At 74.7% G+C, this 19,550-nt stretch carries 13 protein-coding genes; 8 read left to right on the top strand and 5 right to left on the bottom strand.

What is annotated here, in order from left to right; genetic code table 11:
* Nucleotides 1-542: 542 nt before the first annotated feature.
* Both ppdK and ACF1AK_RS03215 read left to right on the top strand, forming a co-directional pair.
* Entirely contained in the window at nt 543-3,251 is a 2,709-nt protein-coding gene (gene ppdK, locus ACF1AK_RS03220; protein ID WP_391497037.1) for a pyruvate, phosphate dikinase, read from the top strand.
* Between the two features lie 352 nt (nt 3,252-3,603).
* Nucleotides 3,604-4,146, top strand: a complete 543-nt coding sequence (locus ACF1AK_RS03215) for a ribonuclease domain-containing protein (RefSeq protein WP_391497036.1) — start codon at nt 3,604-3,606, stop codon at nt 4,144-4,146.
* 87 nt (nt 4,147-4,233) lie between these two features.
* Here ACF1AK_RS03215 and ACF1AK_RS03210 read toward each other — a convergent pair whose 3' ends face one another.
* A complete protein-coding gene (locus ACF1AK_RS03210; RefSeq protein WP_391497035.1) occupies nt 4,234-5,235 on the bottom strand; it encodes a hypothetical protein in 1,002 nt (333 codons plus the stop codon).
* Nucleotides 5,236-5,345: 110 nt separating this feature from the next.
* Here ACF1AK_RS03210 and ACF1AK_RS03205 point away from each other — a divergent pair, with 110 nt between their 5' ends.
* Entirely contained in the window at nt 5,346-6,620 is a 1,275-nt protein-coding gene (locus tag ACF1AK_RS03205) for an ADP-ribosylglycohydrolase family protein (protein ID WP_391497034.1), read from the top strand.
* 4 nt (nt 6,621-6,624) lie between these two features.
* Here the strand turns inward: ACF1AK_RS03205 and ACF1AK_RS03200 are convergent, their stop codons facing one another.
* Entirely contained in the window at nt 6,625-7,353 is a 729-nt protein-coding gene (locus tag ACF1AK_RS03200) for a GNAT family N-acetyltransferase (protein ID WP_391497033.1), read from the bottom strand.
* Between the two features lie 702 nt (nt 7,354-8,055).
* Between ACF1AK_RS03200 and ACF1AK_RS03195 the strand changes: the two genes are divergently transcribed.
* The 5 genes from ACF1AK_RS03195 (at nt 8,056) to ACF1AK_RS03175 (ending at nt 14,862) form a co-directional block, all read left to right on the top strand.
* Nucleotides 8,056-9,000, top strand: coding sequence for a PAC2 family protein (locus ACF1AK_RS03195; protein ID WP_391497032.1), 945 nt, complete (start codon nt 8,056-8,058; stop codon nt 8,998-9,000).
* A 172-nt stretch (nt 9,001-9,172) separates the two neighbouring features.
* Nucleotides 9,173-10,183, top strand: a complete 1,011-nt coding sequence (locus tag ACF1AK_RS03190; RefSeq protein WP_391497031.1) for an SGNH/GDSL hydrolase family protein — start codon at nt 9,173-9,175, stop codon at nt 10,181-10,183.
* Between the two features lie 128 nt (nt 10,184-10,311).
* Complete coding sequence (locus ACF1AK_RS03185; protein WP_391497030.1) at nt 10,312-11,628, top strand: deoxyguanosinetriphosphate triphosphohydrolase; 1,317 nt, start codon at nt 10,312-10,314, stop codon at nt 11,626-11,628.
* A gap of 91 nt (nt 11,629-11,719) precedes the next feature.
* Nucleotides 11,720-13,630: a DNA primase gene (dnaG, locus tag ACF1AK_RS03180; protein WP_391497029.1), complete on the top strand. Its 1,911-nt coding sequence runs from the start codon at nt 11,720-11,722 to the stop codon at nt 13,628-13,630.
* Nucleotides 13,631-13,743: 113 nt separating this feature from the next.
* Complete coding sequence (locus ACF1AK_RS03175) at nt 13,744-14,862, top strand: sigma-70 family RNA polymerase sigma factor (protein WP_391497028.1); 1,119 nt, start codon at nt 13,744-13,746, stop codon at nt 14,860-14,862.
* Nucleotides 14,863-14,883: 21 nt separating this feature from the next.
* On the opposite strand, the gene ACF1AK_RS03170 is transcribed toward ACF1AK_RS03175, so the two are convergent.
* The 3 genes from ACF1AK_RS03170 to ACF1AK_RS03160 all read right to left on the bottom strand — a co-directional run bounded on the left by ACF1AK_RS03170 (nt 14,884) and on the right by ACF1AK_RS03160 (nt 19,389).
* Nucleotides 14,884-16,023: a DUF2690 domain-containing protein gene (locus ACF1AK_RS03170; protein ID WP_391497027.1), complete on the bottom strand. Its 1,140-nt coding sequence runs from the start codon at nt 16,021-16,023 to the stop codon at nt 14,884-14,886.
* Between the two features lie 424 nt (nt 16,024-16,447).
* On the bottom strand, nt 16,448-17,854 hold the full coding sequence (locus ACF1AK_RS03165) for a glutamate decarboxylase (RefSeq protein ID WP_391497026.1): 1,407 nt from the start codon (nt 17,852-17,854) through the stop codon (nt 16,448-16,450).
* 101 nt (nt 17,855-17,955) lie between these two features.
* Nucleotides 17,956-19,389: an FGGY family carbohydrate kinase gene (locus tag ACF1AK_RS03160; protein ID WP_391497025.1), complete on the bottom strand. Its 1,434-nt coding sequence runs from the start codon at nt 19,387-19,389 to the stop codon at nt 17,956-17,958.
* Nucleotides 19,390-19,550 lie beyond the last annotated feature (161 nt).

Raw genomic sequence — 19,550 nt, 5'->3', positions numbered from 1 at the left:
GGCCCCTGGGGTCGACTGCCACGGCGTCCCAGCCCTCTTGGCCAATCTGGCCAAGAGGGCTCCTTTTCGGCAAGCGGACATCACGGAGCGGACACATTCCTGGACGCTGTGCGACGGTTGGCGGAGGAGTCCTACGCCCGAACGCTGAGATGCGCTCGTGACGCTGGCCACATACGCTGGCGGTCGGAGGTGGCCGACAGGACGAAATGAACAAGTCGGGGGTGGATCGCTTCCCGAAGGGGAGTGGCGGCGGATCGGGCACTGAGGGTGCAGGAAATCAAGCCGGTTCGCCGGGCCGGAGCGTCAGCGACTACCGAGCGTTCCCGCGCTGTGATCTTCCGGTTTCGCCGCCTTCAAGACTTGAATGCTCGCTAGCGTCAGCCGGACGATTTCACCACCAGAGGTGAACGCCCTTCAGTGCATTGGATCTAGCGGGTTACCAGGCGATCCTGGCGACGTACGCCCCATTGGCGGCGCGGAAGTGCCTTCGAAATGGGTATGTTCTCCGGCGTCAGGGCAACCGTGTGCGAGGAGACCGACCCGTGGCGTCCCAGCAGAAGTTTGTTTACTCCTTCACTGAAGGAAACAAGGACCTCAAGGACCTTCTCGGCGGTAAGGGCGCGAACCTGGCCGAGATGACCAACCTGGGCCTTCCGGTCCCCCCGGGGTTCACCATCACCACCGAGGCCTGCAAGGTCTTCCTGGAGACCGGCAGCGAGCCCACCTCGCTCCACGAGGAGATCAGCGCCCACCTGGACGCCCTTGAGCAGCAGATGGGCAAGAAGCTCGGCCAGGCCGACAACCCGCTGCTCGTCTCGGTGCGTTCGGGCGCCAAGTTCTCCATGCCCGGCATGATGGACACCGTCCTGAACATCGGCCTCTCCGACGCCTCGGTGGCCGGTCTGGTCGCGCAGTCCGGCAACGAGCGCTTCGCCTGGGACTCCTACCGCCGCCTGGTCCAGATGTTCGGCAAGACCGTGCTGGGCGTCGACGGCGAGCTGTTCGAGGAGGCCCTGGAGGAGGCGAAGCACGCCAAGGGCACCACCAATGACCTCGACCTGGACGCCGAGGACCTGAAGCGGCTGGTCGAGGTCTTCAAGGGGATCGTCGAGCGCGAGACCGGCCGGGCCTTCCCGCAGGAGCCGCGCGAGCAGATGGACCTCGCCGTCCACGCCGTCTTCCACTCCTGGAACGGCGACCGCGCCCGGCTCTACCGCCGCCAGGAGCGCATCCCGAACGACCTGGGCACCGCGGTCAACGTCTGCACCATGGTCTTCGGCAACCTCGGCGAGGACTCCGGCACCGGTGTCGCCTTCACCCGTGACCCCTCCACCGGAACCCAGGGCGTCTACGGCGACTACCTGTCCAACGCCCAGGGCGAGGACGTCGTCGCCGGCATCCGCAACACCCTGCCGCTGTCCGAGCTGGAGAAGCTCGACAAGAAGTCGTACGACGAGCTGATGACGATCATGCAGACGCTCGAAAACCACTACCGCGACCTCTGCGACATCGAGTTCACCATCGAGCGCGGCAAGCTCTGGATGCTGCAGACCCGGGTCGGCAAGCGCACCGCCGCAGCCGCCTTCCGGATCGCCGTCCAGCTGGTCGACCAGGGCCTGATCGACCTGGACGAGGCCCTGATGCGGGTCACCGGCGGCCAGCTCTCCCAGCTGATGTTCCCGCGCTTCGCGCCGAACGCCGAGTCCAAGCAGATCGCCTGGGGCCTCGCCGCCTCGCCCGGCGCCGCCATCGGCAAGATCGTCTTCGACTCCTACACCGCCGTGAAGTGGTCGCGCTCCGGCGAGAAGGTCATCCTGGTCCGCCGCGAGACCAACCCGGACGACCTGGACGGCATGATCGCCGCCGAGGGCATCCTCACCTCGCGCGGCGGCAAGACCTCGCACGCCGCCGTCGTCGCCCGCGGCATGGGCAAGACCTGTGTCTGCGGCGCCGAGGAGCTGGAGGTCGACACCAAGCGCCGCCGGATGACCACCGCCGACGGCCTGGTGCTGGAGGAGGGGGACATCGTCTCCATCGACGGTGCCACCGGCAAGGTCTACCTCGGCGAGGTACCCGTGCTGCCCTCCCCGGTGGTCGAGTACTTCGAGGGCACCCTGCACGCCGGCGCCGACGTCCAGGGCGGTCTGGTCCAGGCCGTGCACCGGCTGATGTCGCACGCCGACGGCCGCCGCCGGCTCGCCGTGCGCGCCAACGCCGACAACGCCGAGGACGGCTCGCGCGCCCGCCGCTACGGCGCCCAGGGCATCGGCCTGTGCCGCACCGAGCACATGTTCCTCGGCGAGGAGCGCCGCAAGGAGGTCGAGCACCTGATCCTCGCGGACAACGACAAGGACCGCGAGCAGGCGCTCTCCACCCTGCTGCCGATGCAGAAGGGCGACTTCGTCGAGCTCTTCCAGGCGCTGGACGGCCTGCCCGTCACCGTCCGCCTGCTCGACCCGCCGCTGCACGAGTTCCTGCCGGACATCACCGAGCTGTCGGTGCGCGTCGCCCTCGCCGAGGCCCGCAAGGACCCGAACGAGAACGACCTGCGCCTGCTCCAGGCGGTGCACAAGCTGCACGAGCAGAACCCGATGCTCGGCCTGCGCGGTGTGCGCCTCGGCCTGGTCATCCCCGGCCTGTTCGGCATGCAGGTCCGCGCCATCGCCGAGGCCGCCGCCGAGCGCAAGCTGGCCGGCGGGGACCCGCGCCCCGAGGTGATGATCCCGCTGGTCGGCACCGTCCAGGAGCTGGAGCTGGTCCGCGACGAGTGCGAGCGGGTGCTCGCCGAGGTCGCCCACTCCACCGGCGTCCAGCTGGACATCAAGCTGGGCACCATGATCGAGCTGCCGCGCGCCGCCGTCACGGCCGGCCAGATCGCCGAGGCCGCCGAGTTCTTCTCCTTCGGCACCAACGACCTCACCCAGACGGTCTGGGGCTTCTCCCGCGACGACGTCGAGGCCTCCTTCTTCACCGCCTACCTGGAGAAGGGCATCTTCGGGGTCTCGCCGTTCGAGACCATCGACCGCGACGGCGTCGGCTCGCTGGTCAAGCACGCCGTGGAGGCCGGCCGGGCCACCCGCCCCGACCTCAAGCTCGGCGTCTGCGGCGAGCACGGCGGCGACCCGGACTCGGTCCACTTCTTCCACGAGGTGGGGCTGGACTACGTCTCCTGCTCCCCCTTCCGGATCCCGGTGGCGCGCCTGGAGGCCGGCCGCGCCGCCATCGAGTCTGCGGGCAGCGACTCGCGCTGAACGCCGGGGGCTCTCCGAGCCCCCGGCACAGCCGGACCGCTGACCGCGTCCCCTCCATCGGGGAGGGGCGTACACCGGAGCTCGGCGCAGGAGAACCGGCGTACGTAAGGCGGCCGGGGTGGGAACGGACAACGGCGTCCGTACCCGCCCCGGCCGTGCGCATGTCCGCCTCCGGGGCGGAACACCGGGCGGAACACCGGGGAACACCGGGGAACACCGCGGAACACCGGGGCGTGACGCCAGGGGCGGCACCGGGTACCCGGGTGCCAGGACTCCCGGGGCGCCCCGATGTGGCCGCGGCCACGTGTGTGGCTGGCCGCGCGCGGGGCCGCCGGCTGCGAAGCTGGAGCCCATGACCAGCAAGAACCGCCTGTGGACCGTCCTCGCCGTGCTGCTCTGCGCGATCGCCGCCGCAGTCGGCTACGTCGCGTCCGACGGCGCCGGCGACGGCACCCCGACGGCCGCCGCGACCTCCACCGGCCCGGCCGCCGCGTCGGGCACCCCGACGGCCCCGAAGCCGAGCGCCCCCAAGCCCAGTGCGCCCAAGCCCTCCGCACCGGCCGGCACGGCGCCGGCGGGCGCCGCCACCGGCTGGGTGCCGACCGACCCGGCGATGGCCGACGTCTGCCGCACCACGCTGCCCGGCCAGGCCCTCGACACCCTCGGCCTGATCGCCAAGGGCGGCCCCTACCCCTACCGCTCGGACGGCATCGTCTTCGAGAACCGCGAGAGCCGCCTCCCGCGCAAGGCCTCCGGCTACTACCACGAGTTCACCGTGGTCACCCCCGGCTCCGCCGACCGCGGCACCCGCCGGGTGGTCACCGGCGACTCCGGCGAGCAGTACTGGACCGCCGACCACTACGGCACGTTCCAGGAGATCGACGCCCGCTGCTGAGCGGCCGGGGGCAGGGAACGACCGCTCCCGACGACGGGGCTCCGGGGGTGAGCACAGAGCCCGGGCACGGCCCCGGGCCCGGGCCGGTCAGCGGGCCCGGCGCCACGTGATCCGGGCATGCGGTCCGTGCGGGCCGGCCGCGAGGAGGACGGCCAGCTCCTGCAGCACCGGCCCCGGGTCGCGGCGCAGCTGGACGGGGGTGGTGCGGACGACCGGCAGTCCGGCGGCGGTCAGCCGGTTGGCGCGGGTCAGGCTCCGTTCGTGGTCGGCCGGGCGCAGGTGCCAGGCCCGGGAGTCGATCTCCAGGGCGACGCAGGCCTGCGGCCAGTAGGCGTCCGGCACGGCCAGGAACCGCCCGTCCAGGAGGAGCACCGGGTTCCAGAGCGGCTCGGGCAGCCCGGCCCCGCGCACCGCGTCCCGCGCCTCGCCCTCGACGACCGAGCGCACCCCGGCGGTCAGCTCCTCCACCACCCCGGCCAGCCGGGGCAGTTCGCGGGCGTCCGGCCGGGCGAGCAACTGGTCGAGCAGCTCGCCGAGTTCGCAGTGCCGGCGTTGGACGGCCTCGGCGCACAGCGCGCGGAACCGGTGCCGTCCGCTCTCCCGGGGCGCGAGGTCGGCCAGCGCCCGGGCGACGGTGGTGCTCCAGAGCCCGTCGTCGCGCTCGAAGCCGCCGGGCATGGCCCCGTTCGCCCGGTGGACCCGCACGAACCCCCGGTCGGCGACCTTGCGCCGGGCGGGGATCAGCACGTCCACCTCGGTGAGGTCCGCCGGGTGGCCGGCCGAGGGGAGCCCGGCGTCGGCGAGCACCGCCGCCCCGGTGAGCAGCACCTCGCCGCCGGGCGGTGCGGCCAGCCCCTTGGGCCCCGCGTAGGCGACGGCGGCCCGCAGCCGCTGGTGCGCCGTCAGCCGCCCGGTCTGCAGGCAGATCACCCGGGGCAGCACCCGCTGCCAGGGCCCGCCGGGCCGCAGCCGGTGCGCGATGGTGCCGGACGGCACGCCGAGTCCGCGCAGCTGGGCGCGGGTGGCGATGTGCTGCTGGTCGGCGCCGAGCAGCAGCAGCGGGTCGACGAGGGAGCCGGCGCGGGTCATGCCCGGGTGGTTCCCGCCCGGATCGGGAGTATGCGGAACATCGCCCGCCGGGGGACTGCCCGGTCAAACGCGGTTGACGAGGGGGCGGACGGAGGGCTGTGCTTGCCCCGATGACGACTCCTCACACCGGCCCCGCGCTCGACGCGCTCAACGGCCTCTCCGTCGGTGACGCCCTCGGCGCCCAGTTCTTCGTCCCCGCCACCGCCCGCACCCACCTGCACGCCCGCACCGTCCCGCCCGGCCCCTGGCCGTGGACCGACGACACCGAGATGGCCTGCTCGGTGTACGCCGCGCACACCGAGCGCGGCGGGATCGACGTGTTCGACCTCACCCACGCCTTCGCCCGCCGGCACGACTTCGACCGCGGCTACGGCCCGTCCGCCAACCGCCTGCTGCGGCTGGTCCGGGAGGGCGGCGACGCGAGGGCGCTGGCCGCCGGGCTGTTCGACGGCCGGGGCTCGTACGGCAACGGCGCCGCGATGCGGGTCGCCCCGCTCGGGGCGGCGTACGCGGACGACCCGGTGCGGGCGGTGCGCCCGGCCGTCGCCTCCGCGCTGATCACCCACACCCACCCCCAGGCGGTGGACGGCGCGGTCGCCGTCGCGGTGGCCGCTGCCGTCGCGGTGCGGGCCAGGACCACCCGGACGACGCCGGAGGGCTTCCTGGCGGAGGTCCGCCGCCTCACTCCGCGCGGCGCCGTCCAGGACGGGCTGACCAAGGCGATCGCCCTGCTCGCCGAGGACCCGGGCTGCGACCGCGCCGCCTGGGTCCTCGGCAACGGCAGCCGGACCAGCGCCGCCGACACCGTGCCGTACGCGCTGTGGTGCGCGGCCCGCCGGCTCACCGACTACCCGGCGGCGATCCTGGACGCCGTGTCCGTCGGCGGGGACGCCGACACCGTGGCCGCGATCACCGGCGGGGTGGTCGCCGCGCACACCGGGACGGCCGGCATCCCCGCCGCCTGGCTGGCCGCCCGCGAGCCGCTGCCCGCCTGGGCGTTCCCGGTGCCGGGCGGCGTGTCCGGCGGCCGGGACGACGCGGAGCTGCTGGTGCCGCGGTCGTGCCCGGTGCCGGACGTGGTGTGGACGGACGCGCAGTGGCAGCGGCTGCGGACCGGCGCGACGGCGGACCGCCGCTGGCGCCTGCACACCCGGGAGGGCACGCTGCGGGTCTGCCGGGCGGACGGCCACCCCGTCTGGGAGCTGACCGTCGCGCCGGGCCGTGCCGGGTGGCGCCCGGTGGCCGCCGTCGTCGAGACCTGCCCGCACCGCGCGCCCGGGCCGCGGGACGGCGCGGACGGCGGTGACGGCGGCGACGGCGCGGACGGCGGCCTGCCGGCCGGGCTGCTGCGGGCCGTCGCCGGCGGGGAGCCCGCCGGCACCTGACGGGTCAGGCCGTGATCAGGTGCCCGGCGCCGCCGCCGTGTCTAAGGCACTCCTGGTTGATCGCCGGATCCGGGGCGCTCGGCGAGGTGGCGGCGGCGATCCGCAGCTCGATGATGTCCCGGACGGCCGGCCACTCGCTGTCCAGGATCGAGTAGAACGCGGTCGACCGGACCACCCCGTCCAGCCCGCGCGAGTGCGCCCGGCGGACGCCCTCGGAGGTCGCCCCGAGCCGCTCGATGGCGGTGCGCGAGCGCAGGTTGCGGGCGTCGGCGCGCAGCGAGATCCGCTGCACGCCCCACACCTCGAAGGCGTGCCGGAGCATCAGCAGCTTGGCCTCGGTGTTGATGCCGGTGCCCTGGGCGCGCGGCGACAGCCAGGTGTTGCCGATCTCGGCGGCGTCCGGGACGGCGGTGTCCGGATCGCCGAACGGCACGCCCGGCACCGGCGGCCAGACCAGCGGCCCCTGCCAGTAGTCGAGTTCCAGGAACCGGGTGGAGCCCACCACCCGGCCGTCGGCCTGGTTCACCGTGGCGAACGGCACCGACCGGCCCGCGGCCTGGTCGGCCAGGGCGCGGGCGACGTACTCGCGGGCCGCTTCCAGGCCGTGCGGAACGGGGGTGAAGGCGTAGGTCGTACGGTCCTCGGCGCCGGCCTCGGCGATGGCCTCGGCGTGGTGCGCGGCGAGGGGCTCCAGCCGCACGGTGCGGCCGGTGAGGATGACAGGTACGGGCACGGAACCTTCGGTCCTTCATCGGTCGGAGGGCACTGGCCCGTGCCGGGGTGCGGCACGGGCGAGCGATGACTGGTTCGCCCCGCCCCGGAGTGCGCCCACCGGTGCCCGCGCACGCCGGAAGCCCGGTCGGGCGGAGCGGGGAGCGACGGCCCGGAGACGGGCAGCGCGGTGCCGGAACGGACACGGGTCCACGGACCGGTCCGGCGGGATGAGCGAGGGGACAGTGTGCGTCCGCGAGATGGCCGAGGAGGAAACGAGTGCGCGAAGGGAAGCAGGCGGCCAGGTGAAGGCAAGATGCGTCGTGGGTGGCTGGCCGAGCATCGGTCCGGGACGTGGTCGACGGCGTTACGGACGACGTGACGACGACGCGACGATGCGAGGCAGCGAGAGGACGATACCCGTCAGAAGGCGGTGCGTCACTTCGCGGCACACGAATGGCCCCTGCGGCAGCGCCCGGACGGGCGGCGGCGGCCTTCCGCTCCCCCCTGACCAGGGGCTTTCCCCCCGGGTGCGATCATGGTCCGGCCGGCCCGCCGGGCCCGCCGCGGGCGGCCCGGGCAACGGGAACGGCCCGCCGGGAATTCCGGCGGCGCCCCGCACGCTGGACGAGGAGAGCCGGGCACGAGCCCTCGCGCGGGCCGACGCGCGGGGGAGCGGACGCGGCGGACCGCGACGAGGAGAGAAACGGGGTGTGGGTGAGCGGTGCGTGATCCCCAGGCGCTGTACGAGCTGGACCAGCAGGGCGTGGCCGCCGTGGCCGCGGCGAGGGCCGCGCTGGCGGACACCGGTGCCGGCCTGGTGCTGCTCCACCACTTCGAGGGCTTCATGGACGCCGGCGAGGCGGGCGGCCAGGTGGTCGCCCACCTGCTGGAGACGGGCGACCCGCAGGTGGTGGCCCGCTTCGACCACGACCGCCTGGTGGACTACCGGGCCCGCCGCCCCCCGATGGTCTTCGACCGCGAGCGGTGGACCTCCTACGAGCCGCCGGAGATCCTGCTCCAGCTGGTCCACGACACGGCCGGTTCGCCGTTCCTGCTGCTCACCGGGCCCGAGCCGGACGTCGAGTGGGAGCGCTTCGCCGCCGCCGTCCGCGAGCTGGTCGAGCGCTTCGGCGTGCGGCTGAGTCTGGACTTCCACGGCATCCCGATGGGGGTGCCGCACACCCGCCCGGTCGGCCTGACGCCGCACGGCAACCGGCTGGACCTCGCGGCCGGCTACCCGCAGTGGTTCGAACAGGCCCAGGTGCCGGGCAGCGCCCAGGCCCTGCTGGAGTTCCGGCTCGCCGAGGCCGGGCACGACGTGCTGGGCTTCGCGGTGCACGTGCCGCACTACGTGGCGCGTTCGGCGTACCCGGCGGCCGCGGTGATGATCCTGGAGGCGGTGCAGTCCGCGACCGGGCTGGTGCTGCCCGGCACCCTGCTGCGCGAGAAGGTCGACGTGGTGTACGCCGACATCGAGGAGCAGCTGGCGCAGGGTGACGTCGAGCTGCGGTCGGCGATCCGCGGCATGGAGGGCCAGTACGACGCGGTGGCCGGCGCCGAGGGGCGGGAGAGCCTGCTGGCCGAGCCGGTGGACCTGCCGTCGGCGGACGAGCTGGGCCGGCGCTTCGAGCAGTTCCTGGCCGAGCACGAGCGCGGTCCGGAGTAACGGGCCGGGTACCGGGCCAGAGGGGGCGGAGCGGTGGGCGCCGCGCGCCCCCACCGGAAATCCACGCCCCCGGGCGGGAGCGATCGGACGCGCCCGTCCGTTGGGTACAGCGGTGCCCGGGGGACGGGCCGTCGTAGGAAGAACGCCACCGGCTCCTACCCGGGGGGATCCCGTGCCACTGTCCGTACGCCCGACCGCCGCGCTCACCGGCGCGGTGGGCGCGGGCCTCGCCGCCGTGCTGGTCGCCGGCTGCTCCGGTTCCGCCGGCTCCGCCACCGTGGCGGCCGCCGTCCAGGACGGCTCCGCGCCGCCGCGGGCCGCCGCCGTGGTCACCCCGACGCCCACCCCCACGCCCACCGGGCCGTACGTGGCGCTCGGCGACTCCTACACCTCGGGTCTGAAGATCAGCCCGCAGCAGGCCGCGGAGCCGAGGGGCTGCTCCCGCTCGGCGGTCAACTACCCCTCCCTGGTGGCCAAGGCGCTCGGCCTGTCCGGGGAGCGGTTCCGCGACGTCAGCTGCAGCGGCGCCCGCACCGGCGACCTGGCCGGCGCCCAGGAGACCGACGACGGCAGCAACCCGCCGCAGCTGGACGCGCTCTCCCCGGCCACCCGCCTGGTGACCGTCGGCATCGGCGGCAACGACGCCGGGTTCATGGACGTCGTCGGCCAGTGCGCCAAGGAGAACCTGGTGGACGCGCTGAAGGGCATGGTCGGCTCCGGCCGCGCCGCCGCGCCGTGCCGCGACTCCTACGCCGCCGGGGACGGCGGCGACCAGGTGCAGCACAAGGTGGACGCCGCGGGCGAGAAGCTCGGCCAGCAGCTCAAGGAGATCAGGCGCCGCGCCCCGCAGGCCCGGGTCTACGTGGTCGGCTACCCGTCGCTGCTGCCCGCCGACCCGGCCGCCTGCGTCCCGGTGCTGGGCTCGGCCCTGACCGGCGGGGACCTCGGCTTCCTGGTGGAGAAGGAGCAGCAGCTCAACGCCATGCTCAAGCGGCGCGCGGAGGCGGCCGGGGCGGTCTTCGTGGACCTCGCGGCGCCCTCGGCCGGTCACGACATGTGCGCGGGGGAGGGCGCCCGCTGGGTGGAACCGCCGTTCCCGGCGCACGGCCTGGCGGCGATCCACCCGAACGCCAAGGGCCAGGAGGGCGCCGCCGAGGCCGTCCTCAAGGCCGTCCGGGGCTGACCCGGGGGCCGCAGCCGGGGCGCGTCCGAGGGCTCGGCGCGCGGACCCGGGGGTTCACGCCCCGGCCCGCGCGCCGTCGCGCGCGGCACACCTGCGGTGTCACAGCCGCGGCGTACCGTGAGGGTCATATGGACGACACCGCGCACCGCCTCACCGCCGCCCCGACCCCGAACCCGTACGATCACGCCGCCGAGGCCCGCTGGGTACCGGAACCGGACAAGCGCCCCGGCCGCACGGCGTTCCAGCGCGACCGCGCCCGTGTGCTCCACTCCGCGGCCCTGCGCCGCCTCGCCGGCACCACCCAGGTCGTCGCCCCGATGCGCAGCGACTTCCCGCGCACCCGGCTGACCCACTCGCTGGAGTGCGCCCAGGTCGGCCGTGAACTCGGCGCCGCCCTCGGCTGCGACCCCGACCTCGTCGAGGCCGCCTGCCTGGCCCACGACATCGGCCACCCGCCGTTCGGCCACACCGGCGAGGAGGCGCTCGACCAGGCCGCCGAGGACTGCGGCGGCTTCGAGGGCAACGCGCAGTCGCTGCGCATCCTGACCCGGCTGGAGCCCAAGCGCTTCGCCCCGCAGGACGAGACCCCCGCGCGGCTCGCCCCCTGGCCGGGCCGCAGCGTCGGCCTCAACCTGACCCGCGCCGCCCTGGACGCCGCCACCAAGTACCCGTGGACGCACGGCGCCCACCCCGCCGACCCGGCCTCGCCCAAGTACGGCGTCTACGCCGACGACCTGCCGGTCTTCCGCTGGCTGCGGGCCGGCTCCCCGCCCGGACGCCGGTGCTTCGAGGCCACCGTCATGGACTGGTCCGACGACGTCGCCTACTCCACCCACGACGTCGAGGACGGCCTCCAGGCCGGTCACATCGACCCGGCCGCGCTGCGCGCCCCGGGCGAGCGCGCCGAACTGTTCGAGGTCGCCGGGCGCTACGCCCGGGACGCCGGGCCCGAGGAACTGGCCGCCGCCCTGGACCGGCTGCTCGCCCAGGAGTGGTGGCCGGAGTCCTACGACGGCACCGCCCGCGCCCGCGCCGGGCTCAAGGACCTCACCAGCCAGCTGATCGGCCGGTTCTGCCTGGCCGCCGAGCAGGCCACCCGGGCCCGCTACGGCCCCGGCCGGCTCACCCGCTACGCGGCCGAGCTGGTGGTGCCGCGGGAGGTCCGGCTGGAGTGCGCGGTGCTCAAGGCGGTCGCCGTCCGCTACGTGATGCAGCGCGACGAGCAGGCGCAGCTGCGGGCCCGGCAGCGGATCGTGATCGCCGAGCTGGCCGAGGCCCTCGGCCGGCGCGCCCCCGGGACGCTCGACCCGGTCTTCGCCGCGATGTACCGGGAGGCGGAGGACGACCGGGCCGCGCTGCGCACGGTGATCGACCAGATCGCCACCCTCACCGACGCCTCCGCCCTGGCCCTGCACGCCCGGCTGACCGGCGCCGGCCCGAGCTGACCCGGACCGGCCCGGCCACACCGGCCGATCACGGCCCGGATCACGCGGCCGACCACGCCGTCCGGCCCGTCCGCCCCAGTAGACTTCCGGGGTGGCCGGGCGGATCAGGGACGAAGACGTACAGGCGGTGCGGAGCGCACTGCCGATCGACGCGGTGGTCGGCGACTACGTACAGCTGACCAACGGTGGCGGCGGCGAGTACAAGGGCGTCTGCCCCTTCCACGACGAGAAGTCCGCCTCCTTCTACGTCAACCCCTCCAAGGGCGTCTTCCACTGCTTCGGCTGCCAGGAGAACGGCGACACCATCGCCTTCCTGATGAAGATCGAGCACTTCACCTTCGCCGAGGCCGTCGAGCGGATGGCCGCCCAGGCCGGCATCACCCTGCGCTACGAGGAGGGCGGCTACAGCCCCCGCCACCAGCAGGGCGAACGCACCCGCCTGGTGGAGGCGCACAAGGTGGCCGCCGCCTGGTACCAGGAGCAGCTGGCCTCGCCCGAGGCCGAGATCGGCCGCCGCTTCCTGGCCGAGCGGGGCTTCGACGAGGAGGCCGCGAAGACCTTCGGCGTCGGCTACGCCCCGGCCGGCTGGGAGCACCTGGTCCGCTACCTGCGCGGCAAGGGGTTCACGGACAAGGAGATCCTGCTCGGCGGCCTGGCCTCGCAGGGCCAGCGCGGCGGCCTGATCGACCGGTTCCGGGGCCGGCTGGTCTGGCCGATCCGCGACATCGCCGGCGAGGTGATCGGCTTCGGCGCCCGGCGGCTGCGCGAGGACGACAACGGGCCCAAGTACCTCAACACCCCCGAGACGCCGATCTACAAGAAGTCGCACGTGCTCTACGGCATCGACCTGGCGAAGAAGGAGATCGCCAAGTCGGGCCGGGCGGTGGTGGTCGAGGGCTACACCGATGTGATGGCCTGTCACCTGGCCGGGGTCACCACCGCGGTCGCCACCTGCGGCACCGCCTTCGCCGAGGACCACATCAAGATCATCCGCCGGCTGCTGATGGACACCTCCCAGTACCGCGGCGAGACCGTCTTCACCTTCGACGGCGACGCCGCCGGCCAGAAGGCCGCGCTGCGCGCCTTCGAGGACGACCAGAAGTTCGCCGCGAAGACCTCCATCGCGGTCAGCCCCGGCGGCATGGACCCGTGCGAGCTGCGGCTGGCCAAGGGCGACGAGGCGGTCCGCGAGCTGATCGACAACTCGGTGCCGCTCTTCGAGTTCGCGCTCCGCACGGCCGTGTCGCAGCACCGGGTGGAGACCCCGGAGGGGCAGGCCGCGGCGATGGAGGCCGCGGCCCCGATCGTCGCCAAGATCAAGGACGCCTCGGTCCGGCACGGGTACGCCGTCCGGCTGGCCGGGCTGCTGGGCGTCACGCCCGGTGACGAGCAGTTCGTCGTGCGCAGGATCACCCAGCTCGCCCGCTGGAACCGGGAGCGCCAGCAGAACCCGCGCGCCGGGAGCCGGCTGAGCCGCCCCGAGGCCCCGGTGGCCGCGCCGGCGCGGCCCGTGTTCCGGCTGGATCCGCGGGACCCGAACCAGTTCGTCGAGCGCGAGACGCTCAAACTGGCCCTCCAGTACCCGGAGCTGGTCAGCCCCGCGTTCGACAACTACGGCGAGGACGAGTTCGTCACCCCGCCGTACGCCGAGGTGCGCCGGGTGATCGGCCGGGCGGGCGGCGTCGCGTACGGCACCACCGTCGCGGACTTCACCGGTGTGGTGCGCGAGGCCTGCCCGGACGACACGGTGCGCTCACTGGTCACCGAGCTCACCGTGGAGCCGGTGCGCTCGGTCCGCAAGGCCGACGCGATCTACGCGGGCAACTTCCTGGTGACGCTGCGCCTGCACGCGGTGGACCGGAGGGTCGCCGAGGTCCGGGCGCACCTCCAGCGGATCGGCACCCGGGCGGCCCCCGAGGAGCTCCAGGCCGTCCAGGGCGAGCTCTTCGCGCTCCAGCAGTACGGGCACCGGCTCCGCAGCCACGGCGCCGCCGCGCTGTAGCGGCAGAAAGTCCGCGCACGAGTCTCGGCCACGGAGTGTGGCGTGCCGCACACTGGAGGGCGTCCTGTCTCCGTTCAGCGCGGGTCCGCCAGAGTCGCGCCCGCCCAGAGGGGATGCCCGTGGACCGAGGCCTTTTCGCGACCGCCCAGCCCGCCGCCGACCCGCCCGCCGAGTCCGAGGACCACGGCCGGGCGCAGGCACCGTTCCCGGACGGCTCCCGGGTGCCCGCCCAGGGCCTGCCGGCCGGACACCCCGACGCCGGGGAGGACACCGCCGAGGAGGACGGGCGGGCTCCGGGGCGGCCCGGCGCCGAGCCCGGCGGCCCGGCGGCCGACCTGCTCCGCCAGTACCTCCGCGAGATCGGCCGGATCCGGCTGCTCACCGCCGCCGAGGAGGTCGAACTGGCCCGCCGGATCGAGGCCGGCCTGTTCGCCGAGGAGCGGCTGCACCGCGAACCGCGGCCGCCCGGCGCGCTGGCCGGCGAACTGGAGACCCTGGCGGCCGCCGGCCGGCTGGCCAAGCGCCGGCTGATCGAGGCCAATCTGCGGCTGGTGGTCTCCGTCGCCAAACGCTACGTCGGCCGCGGGCTGACCCTGCTCGACCTGGTCCAGGAGGGCAACCTCGGGCTGATCCGGGCCGTGGAGAAGTTCGACTACGCCCGCGGCTACAAGTTCTCCACCTACGCGACCTGGTGGATCCGCCAGGCGATGAGCCGCGCACTGGCCGACCAGGCCCGCACGATCCGGGTGCCGGTGCACGTGGTCGAGCTGATCAACCGGGTGGTGCGGGTGCAGCGCTCGCTGCTCCAGGAACGCGGGACCGAGCCGGTCGCGGCCGAGATCGCGGCCGTCCTGGAGCTCACCGAGGAGCGGGTGCGCGAGCTGCTGCGGCTCGCCCAGGAGCCGATCTCGCTGCACACCCCGGTCGGCGAGGAGGACGACGTCGCGCTCGGCGACCTCATCGAGGACGCCGACGCGGCCTCACCCGCCGAGTCGGCCGCCTTCCTGCTGCTGCGTCAGCACCTGGAGGCGGTGCTGGCCACCCTCGGCGAGCGGGAGCGCCAGGTGGTGCAGCTGCGCTACGGCCTGGACGACGGCCGGGCGCGCACGCTGGAGGAGATCGGGGTGCTCTTCGGGGTCACCCGGGAGCGGATCCGCCAGATCGAGTCCAAGACCCTGGTGAAGCTGCGCGACCACGCCTTCGCCGCCCAGCTCCGGGGCTACCTCGACTGACCCGCTCGGCCCGGCCCCGGCTCAGCCCGTCGGGGCGGGCTCGGCCGGCGCGGCGGGCTGGGCCGGGGTGGCCGGCGGGGTGGCCGGGCCGGGCGGGATCGGGGTCGAGGCGACCGTCCGGGCCAGGTCGGAGACCGCGGGCGAGCAGGCAGAGCCCTCCGGCTCCTTGCGCTGCCCGCAGACCTGCAGGGTGACCGCCGGGTCGGCCGCGTTCACCATCCAGGAGTAGTTGTCGTACCCCCAGTGGATCAGCGCGGTCTCCGACTCCCCGGCACTGGTGGTGATGGTCGCCTGGTCGCCGGGCTGGCCCTCGCTGATCGAGGCCCAGGCCGCCTGGCACTTCTGGCTGTACCGGAGGTAGACGACGACCTTGCCGACATTGGTGGTCAGCATGGTCCGGGCGTCCCCGCCGCAGCCGGTCGGCTTGGGGTCCTTGTGGACGCAGCCGAGCGCCTGGCAGGCCGGGACCGGCGGAGCGGGGTTGGCGGGCACCGCGACCGGCGGGGCGGCCGGGGTGGCGGGGGCGGCCGGGGCGGACGCCGGCACGGTGGCGGCGGTCGGCGCCGCGGCGTCGCCCTCGTCGGAGGAGGAGAGCAGTTGCAGCCCGAGCAGCGCCAGCAGCAGCGCCACCACCACCGAGACGGCGGCCAGGGCCACCGGCCGGCGCCGCGTCCGGCCGGCGTCCGCCCCGCTGCCCGGCTGCTCCTGCGGCGCGGTCTGCGGCGAGGCCTGCGGCGCGGCGTCCGGTGCGGTGGCGGGCACGGCGTCCGGTGCGGCCTCCGCCGCCGGCCCCTGCACGCCTCCGGCGTCCGTGGCCTCCGTGGCCTCCGTGGCGTCCGTGTCCGTGTCCGCGGCGGCGGCGTCGGCGGCGTCGGTGGCGTCGGCGGCGTCCGTCCCCGGCGTCGCCGCGCTCAGCTCCCACAGCGCCCGCAACGCCGGGCCGTCGCACTCCACGGCCGAGATCAGCGCGTCGAGCGCCTGCTCGGTGATGATCCGCTTGCCGTTGAGCCAGCGCTCCCAGGAGGCCCGGCTGTAGTGGGTCCGGGCGGCCAGTTCGGAGAGCGAGAGCCCGGTCACGTCCTTGACGGCGCGCAGCTCTTCCGTCAGGCGTCTGGCGGGGGCGGAGAGGTCGTCCGGCAGCTGCTTCCAGGCGGAACCCATGCGGTCTCTTCCCAACATACGAGGCGGGCGGGGCGGCGGGCTGGAACGGGTGGTACCGCTCGGGGCGTGGGCGGGTGTGCTCGCGTCTCAAACCTCGGCGGCCCGGCGTCCCAAAGCCCTGGTCCTGGCGCTGAGACGGACGGAAGTGTCTCACAACACCGGGCAGGGCTCGAACATTCATGTGGTGGTCGGGCAGTGTTCTTCCCACCGGAGCGCTTCGCCGCCCGGTCCTTCGTCCGGGGACCGCTTCTGACGGACCGGCACCTGCCGTGCCCTGGCCCCCACCGGCACGAGGCAGCCTCCACGGGGGGAGGCTGCCCCGGGCCGCAGGGACGCGCGGCGGGGAGGGCGCACGAACGACCCGCCCTCCCCGCCGCGACCATCTCCCGCCACCCGCGTCCGCGGGGTGCGCGGGGGGGGGGTGTCAGTGGTGGAAGCCCGTCCTGGCCGGCACTCCGAGGTCCTTGAGCGGGACCGGCTGGCTGCGCAGCTCCGGCAGCAGCCGTTCGAGGTCGCCCAGCAGCAGGTCCGCGAGGTCGCGGGAGAAGCCGTTGCGGCAGACCACCCGCAGCACCGCGAGGTCCTCCCGGTTGGCCGGGAAGGTGTACGCCGGGACCTGCCAGCCGCGCTCGCGCAGCCGCCGCGACACGTCGAAGACGTCGAACGGCACCTCGTCCGTCGTGGTGAGCGCGAACACCGGCAGCTGGTCGCCGCGGGTCAGCAGCCGGAAGCCGCCGAGCCCCTCGATCCCGTCGGCCAGGTACTGCGCCACCTCCCGGCAGGCCCCCTGGACGGCCCGGAAGCCGGCCCGGCCGAGCCGCAGGAAGACGTAGTACTGGGCGATCACCTCGGCGCCGGGCCGGGAGAAGTTCAGCGCGAAGGTCGGCATCTCGCCGCCCAGGTAGTTGACCTTGAACACCAGTTCCTCGGGCAGTGCCCCGTGATCCCGCCACAGGGCCCAGCCGACGCCCGGGTAGACCAGCCCGTACTTGTGGCCGGAGGTGTTGATGGAGGCGACCCTGGGCAGCCGGAAGTCCCAGAGCAGGTCCTCGTCCAGGAACGGCGCGATCATGCCGCCGGAGGCGCCGTCCACGTGCACCGGGACGTCCAGCCCGGTGCGCCGCTGGAGGTCGTCGAGCGCGGCGCAGATCTCCGCGACCGGCTCGTAGGAGCCGTCGAAGGTGGAGCCGAGCACACCGACCACGCCGATGGTGTTCTCGTCGCAGAGCTCCACCGCCTGCTCGGGGCCGAGGTGGAAGCGCTCGCCGTCCATCGGGGCGGTGCGGGCCTCGATCTCCCAGAAGGTGCAGAACTTCTCCCAGCAGACCTGCACGTTGACGCCCATCACCAGGTTGGGCCGGGCTCCGGCCGCGTAGCGCTCGGCGTTGCGGCGGATCCAGCGCCGCTTCAGCGCCAGGCCGGCCAGCATGCAGGCCTCGCTGGAGCCGGTGGTGGAGCAGCCGACGGCGGCGTCCGGGTCCGGGGCGTGCCACAGGTGGGCGAGGATGGACACGCAGCGCCGCTCCAGCTCGGCGGTCTGCGGGTATTCGTCCTTGTCGATCATGTTCTTGTCGAGACACTCGGTCATCAGCCGGGTGGCCTGCACCTCCATCGAGGTGCTGACGAAGGTCGCCAGGTTGAGCCGCGCGTTGCCGTCCAGCATCAGTTCGTCGTGGATCAGCTGGTACGCCGTGTCGGCCGGGACGGGACCGTCGGCGAGCCGGTGCAGCGGGGGCGCCAGCTCCATCGCCCCGAGCGGGTCGGCGGCGGTGCCGAGGAACGGTCCGACGGTCAGCCGGCGGTCGTCACCGGTCCCCTTGTGCAGTGCCATGGGATCCTGCCGCCCTTCCGTGCGGTGGCCGCGTCGCCTCCCACGCTGCCACCGGTCGCCGGGTGACGCATCTTCACCGCCCGCCCGGCCCCCGGGGGCTCTCAGCCGGCCGTCTCCGGGTGGATCTGCTCGCGGGCGGCCCGGTACTGCTGGCGGACCGCGGACCCGACCGGCAGGTCGTGCTCGGCGTCCGGGGCCGCGGTGACGGCCTCCGGCAGGTCCCACCGCGGCGGCTCGGAGGTCCCGGCGAGCGCCCAGGCCGCCTGCCGGGCCGCGCCGCGCGCCGCGTGCGCGCCGGGCGGCGGGACGACCACCGGCACGCCGAACAGCTGCGGCGCGACGTGCCGCACCGCCGGCAGCCGTCCGGCGGAGCCCAGCAGGAAGACCCGCTTCACCTCGACGCCGCGGGCGCGCAGCACGTCCAGGGCGTCCGCGCTGTTGCAGAGCATGCCCTCGACGGCGGCCCGGGCCAGGTGCTGAGGGGCCATCGACTCCGCCCGCATCCCGGTCAGCGTGCCGGCCGCGTGCGGCAGCGCGGGCGTCCGCTCGCCGTCCAGGTAGGGGAGCAGCACCAGCCCGTACGCGCCGGGGGAGGACTGCAGGGCGAGGTCGCTGAGGCCCTCCAGGTCGCGGCCGAGCAGGGCGGCGGTGGAACGCAGCACCTGGGCGGCGTTCAGGGTGGCGACCATCGGCAGGTGGCGGCCGGTGGCGTCGGCGAAGGAGGAGACCAGGCCGGTGGCGTCCACCACGGCCTGCTCGTGCACCGCGAAGATCGTCCCGGAGCTGCCGAGCGAGACCACCGCGTCGCCGGGGCCGAGGCCCAGTCCGAGCGCGGCGGCCATGTTGTCGCCGGTGCCGGCCGAGATCAGCAGGCCCTCGGGGGTGTGTCCGGCGGGCTCGGCGGGGCCGAGCACGTCCGGCAGCCGCAGCTCGTGGCCGAGCGCCAGCTCGACCAGGTCCTGCCGGTACTCGCCGGTGACCGGGGACCAGTAGCCGGTGCCGGAGGCGTCGCCCCGGTCGGTGGTGCGGCGCTTGGGGTGGCCGAGCAGCTGCCAGACCAGCCAGTCGTGCGGCAGCAGCACCTCGGCGATCCGCCGGGCGCTGGCCGGTTCGAACTCGGCGAGCCAGCGCAGTTTGGCGATCGTGTACGCGGGGCTGGGGACGGCGCCGATGGCCGCCGTCCAGGCCGCCGGGCCGCCCAGCTCGTCCAGCAGGGCCGCGGCGGCGCCGCTGGAGCGCGGGTCGTTCCACAGGATCGCGGGCCGGACCTGCACGCCGCCGGCGTCCAGGCCGATCATGCCGTGTTGCTGCGCGCTGACGCCGATCGCCCGGACGCCCTCCAGCAGGCCCCCGGCCGCCGCGTCGCCGAGCGAGTGCAGCCACATCTGCGGGTCGGCCTCGCCGGGCCGGGCGTCGGGGTCGTCGGGCGTGGGGTGGGGGGCCTTGCCGGACCGCAGGACGGCGCCGGTTGCGGCGTCACACGCGACGATCCGGGTGCGACCGGTCGAGCTGTCTATCCCCGCGACGATGGCCATGGTCGAGATCATGCCTCAGCGGGCGTCCGGGCGCGGCCCGGCGGGGCAAGTGTTGCCCGTTCGGTACCGCGCCCGGGAGCCCGTGCCCGGCCGGCCTTCAGCACGCCGTCACCCGCCCGTCACGGAGGGCCGCCGAGGGGGCTCGGGGAGGCCGGGATGCG

The organism is Kitasatospora sp. NPDC015120 (genome assembly GCF_043080305.1).
Lineage (GTDB): Bacteria > Actinomycetota > Actinomycetes > Streptomycetales > Streptomycetaceae > Kitasatospora.
The sequence above is the reverse complement of the archived record's forward strand: the minus strand, read 5'-3'. Positions and strand labels throughout refer to the sequence as shown.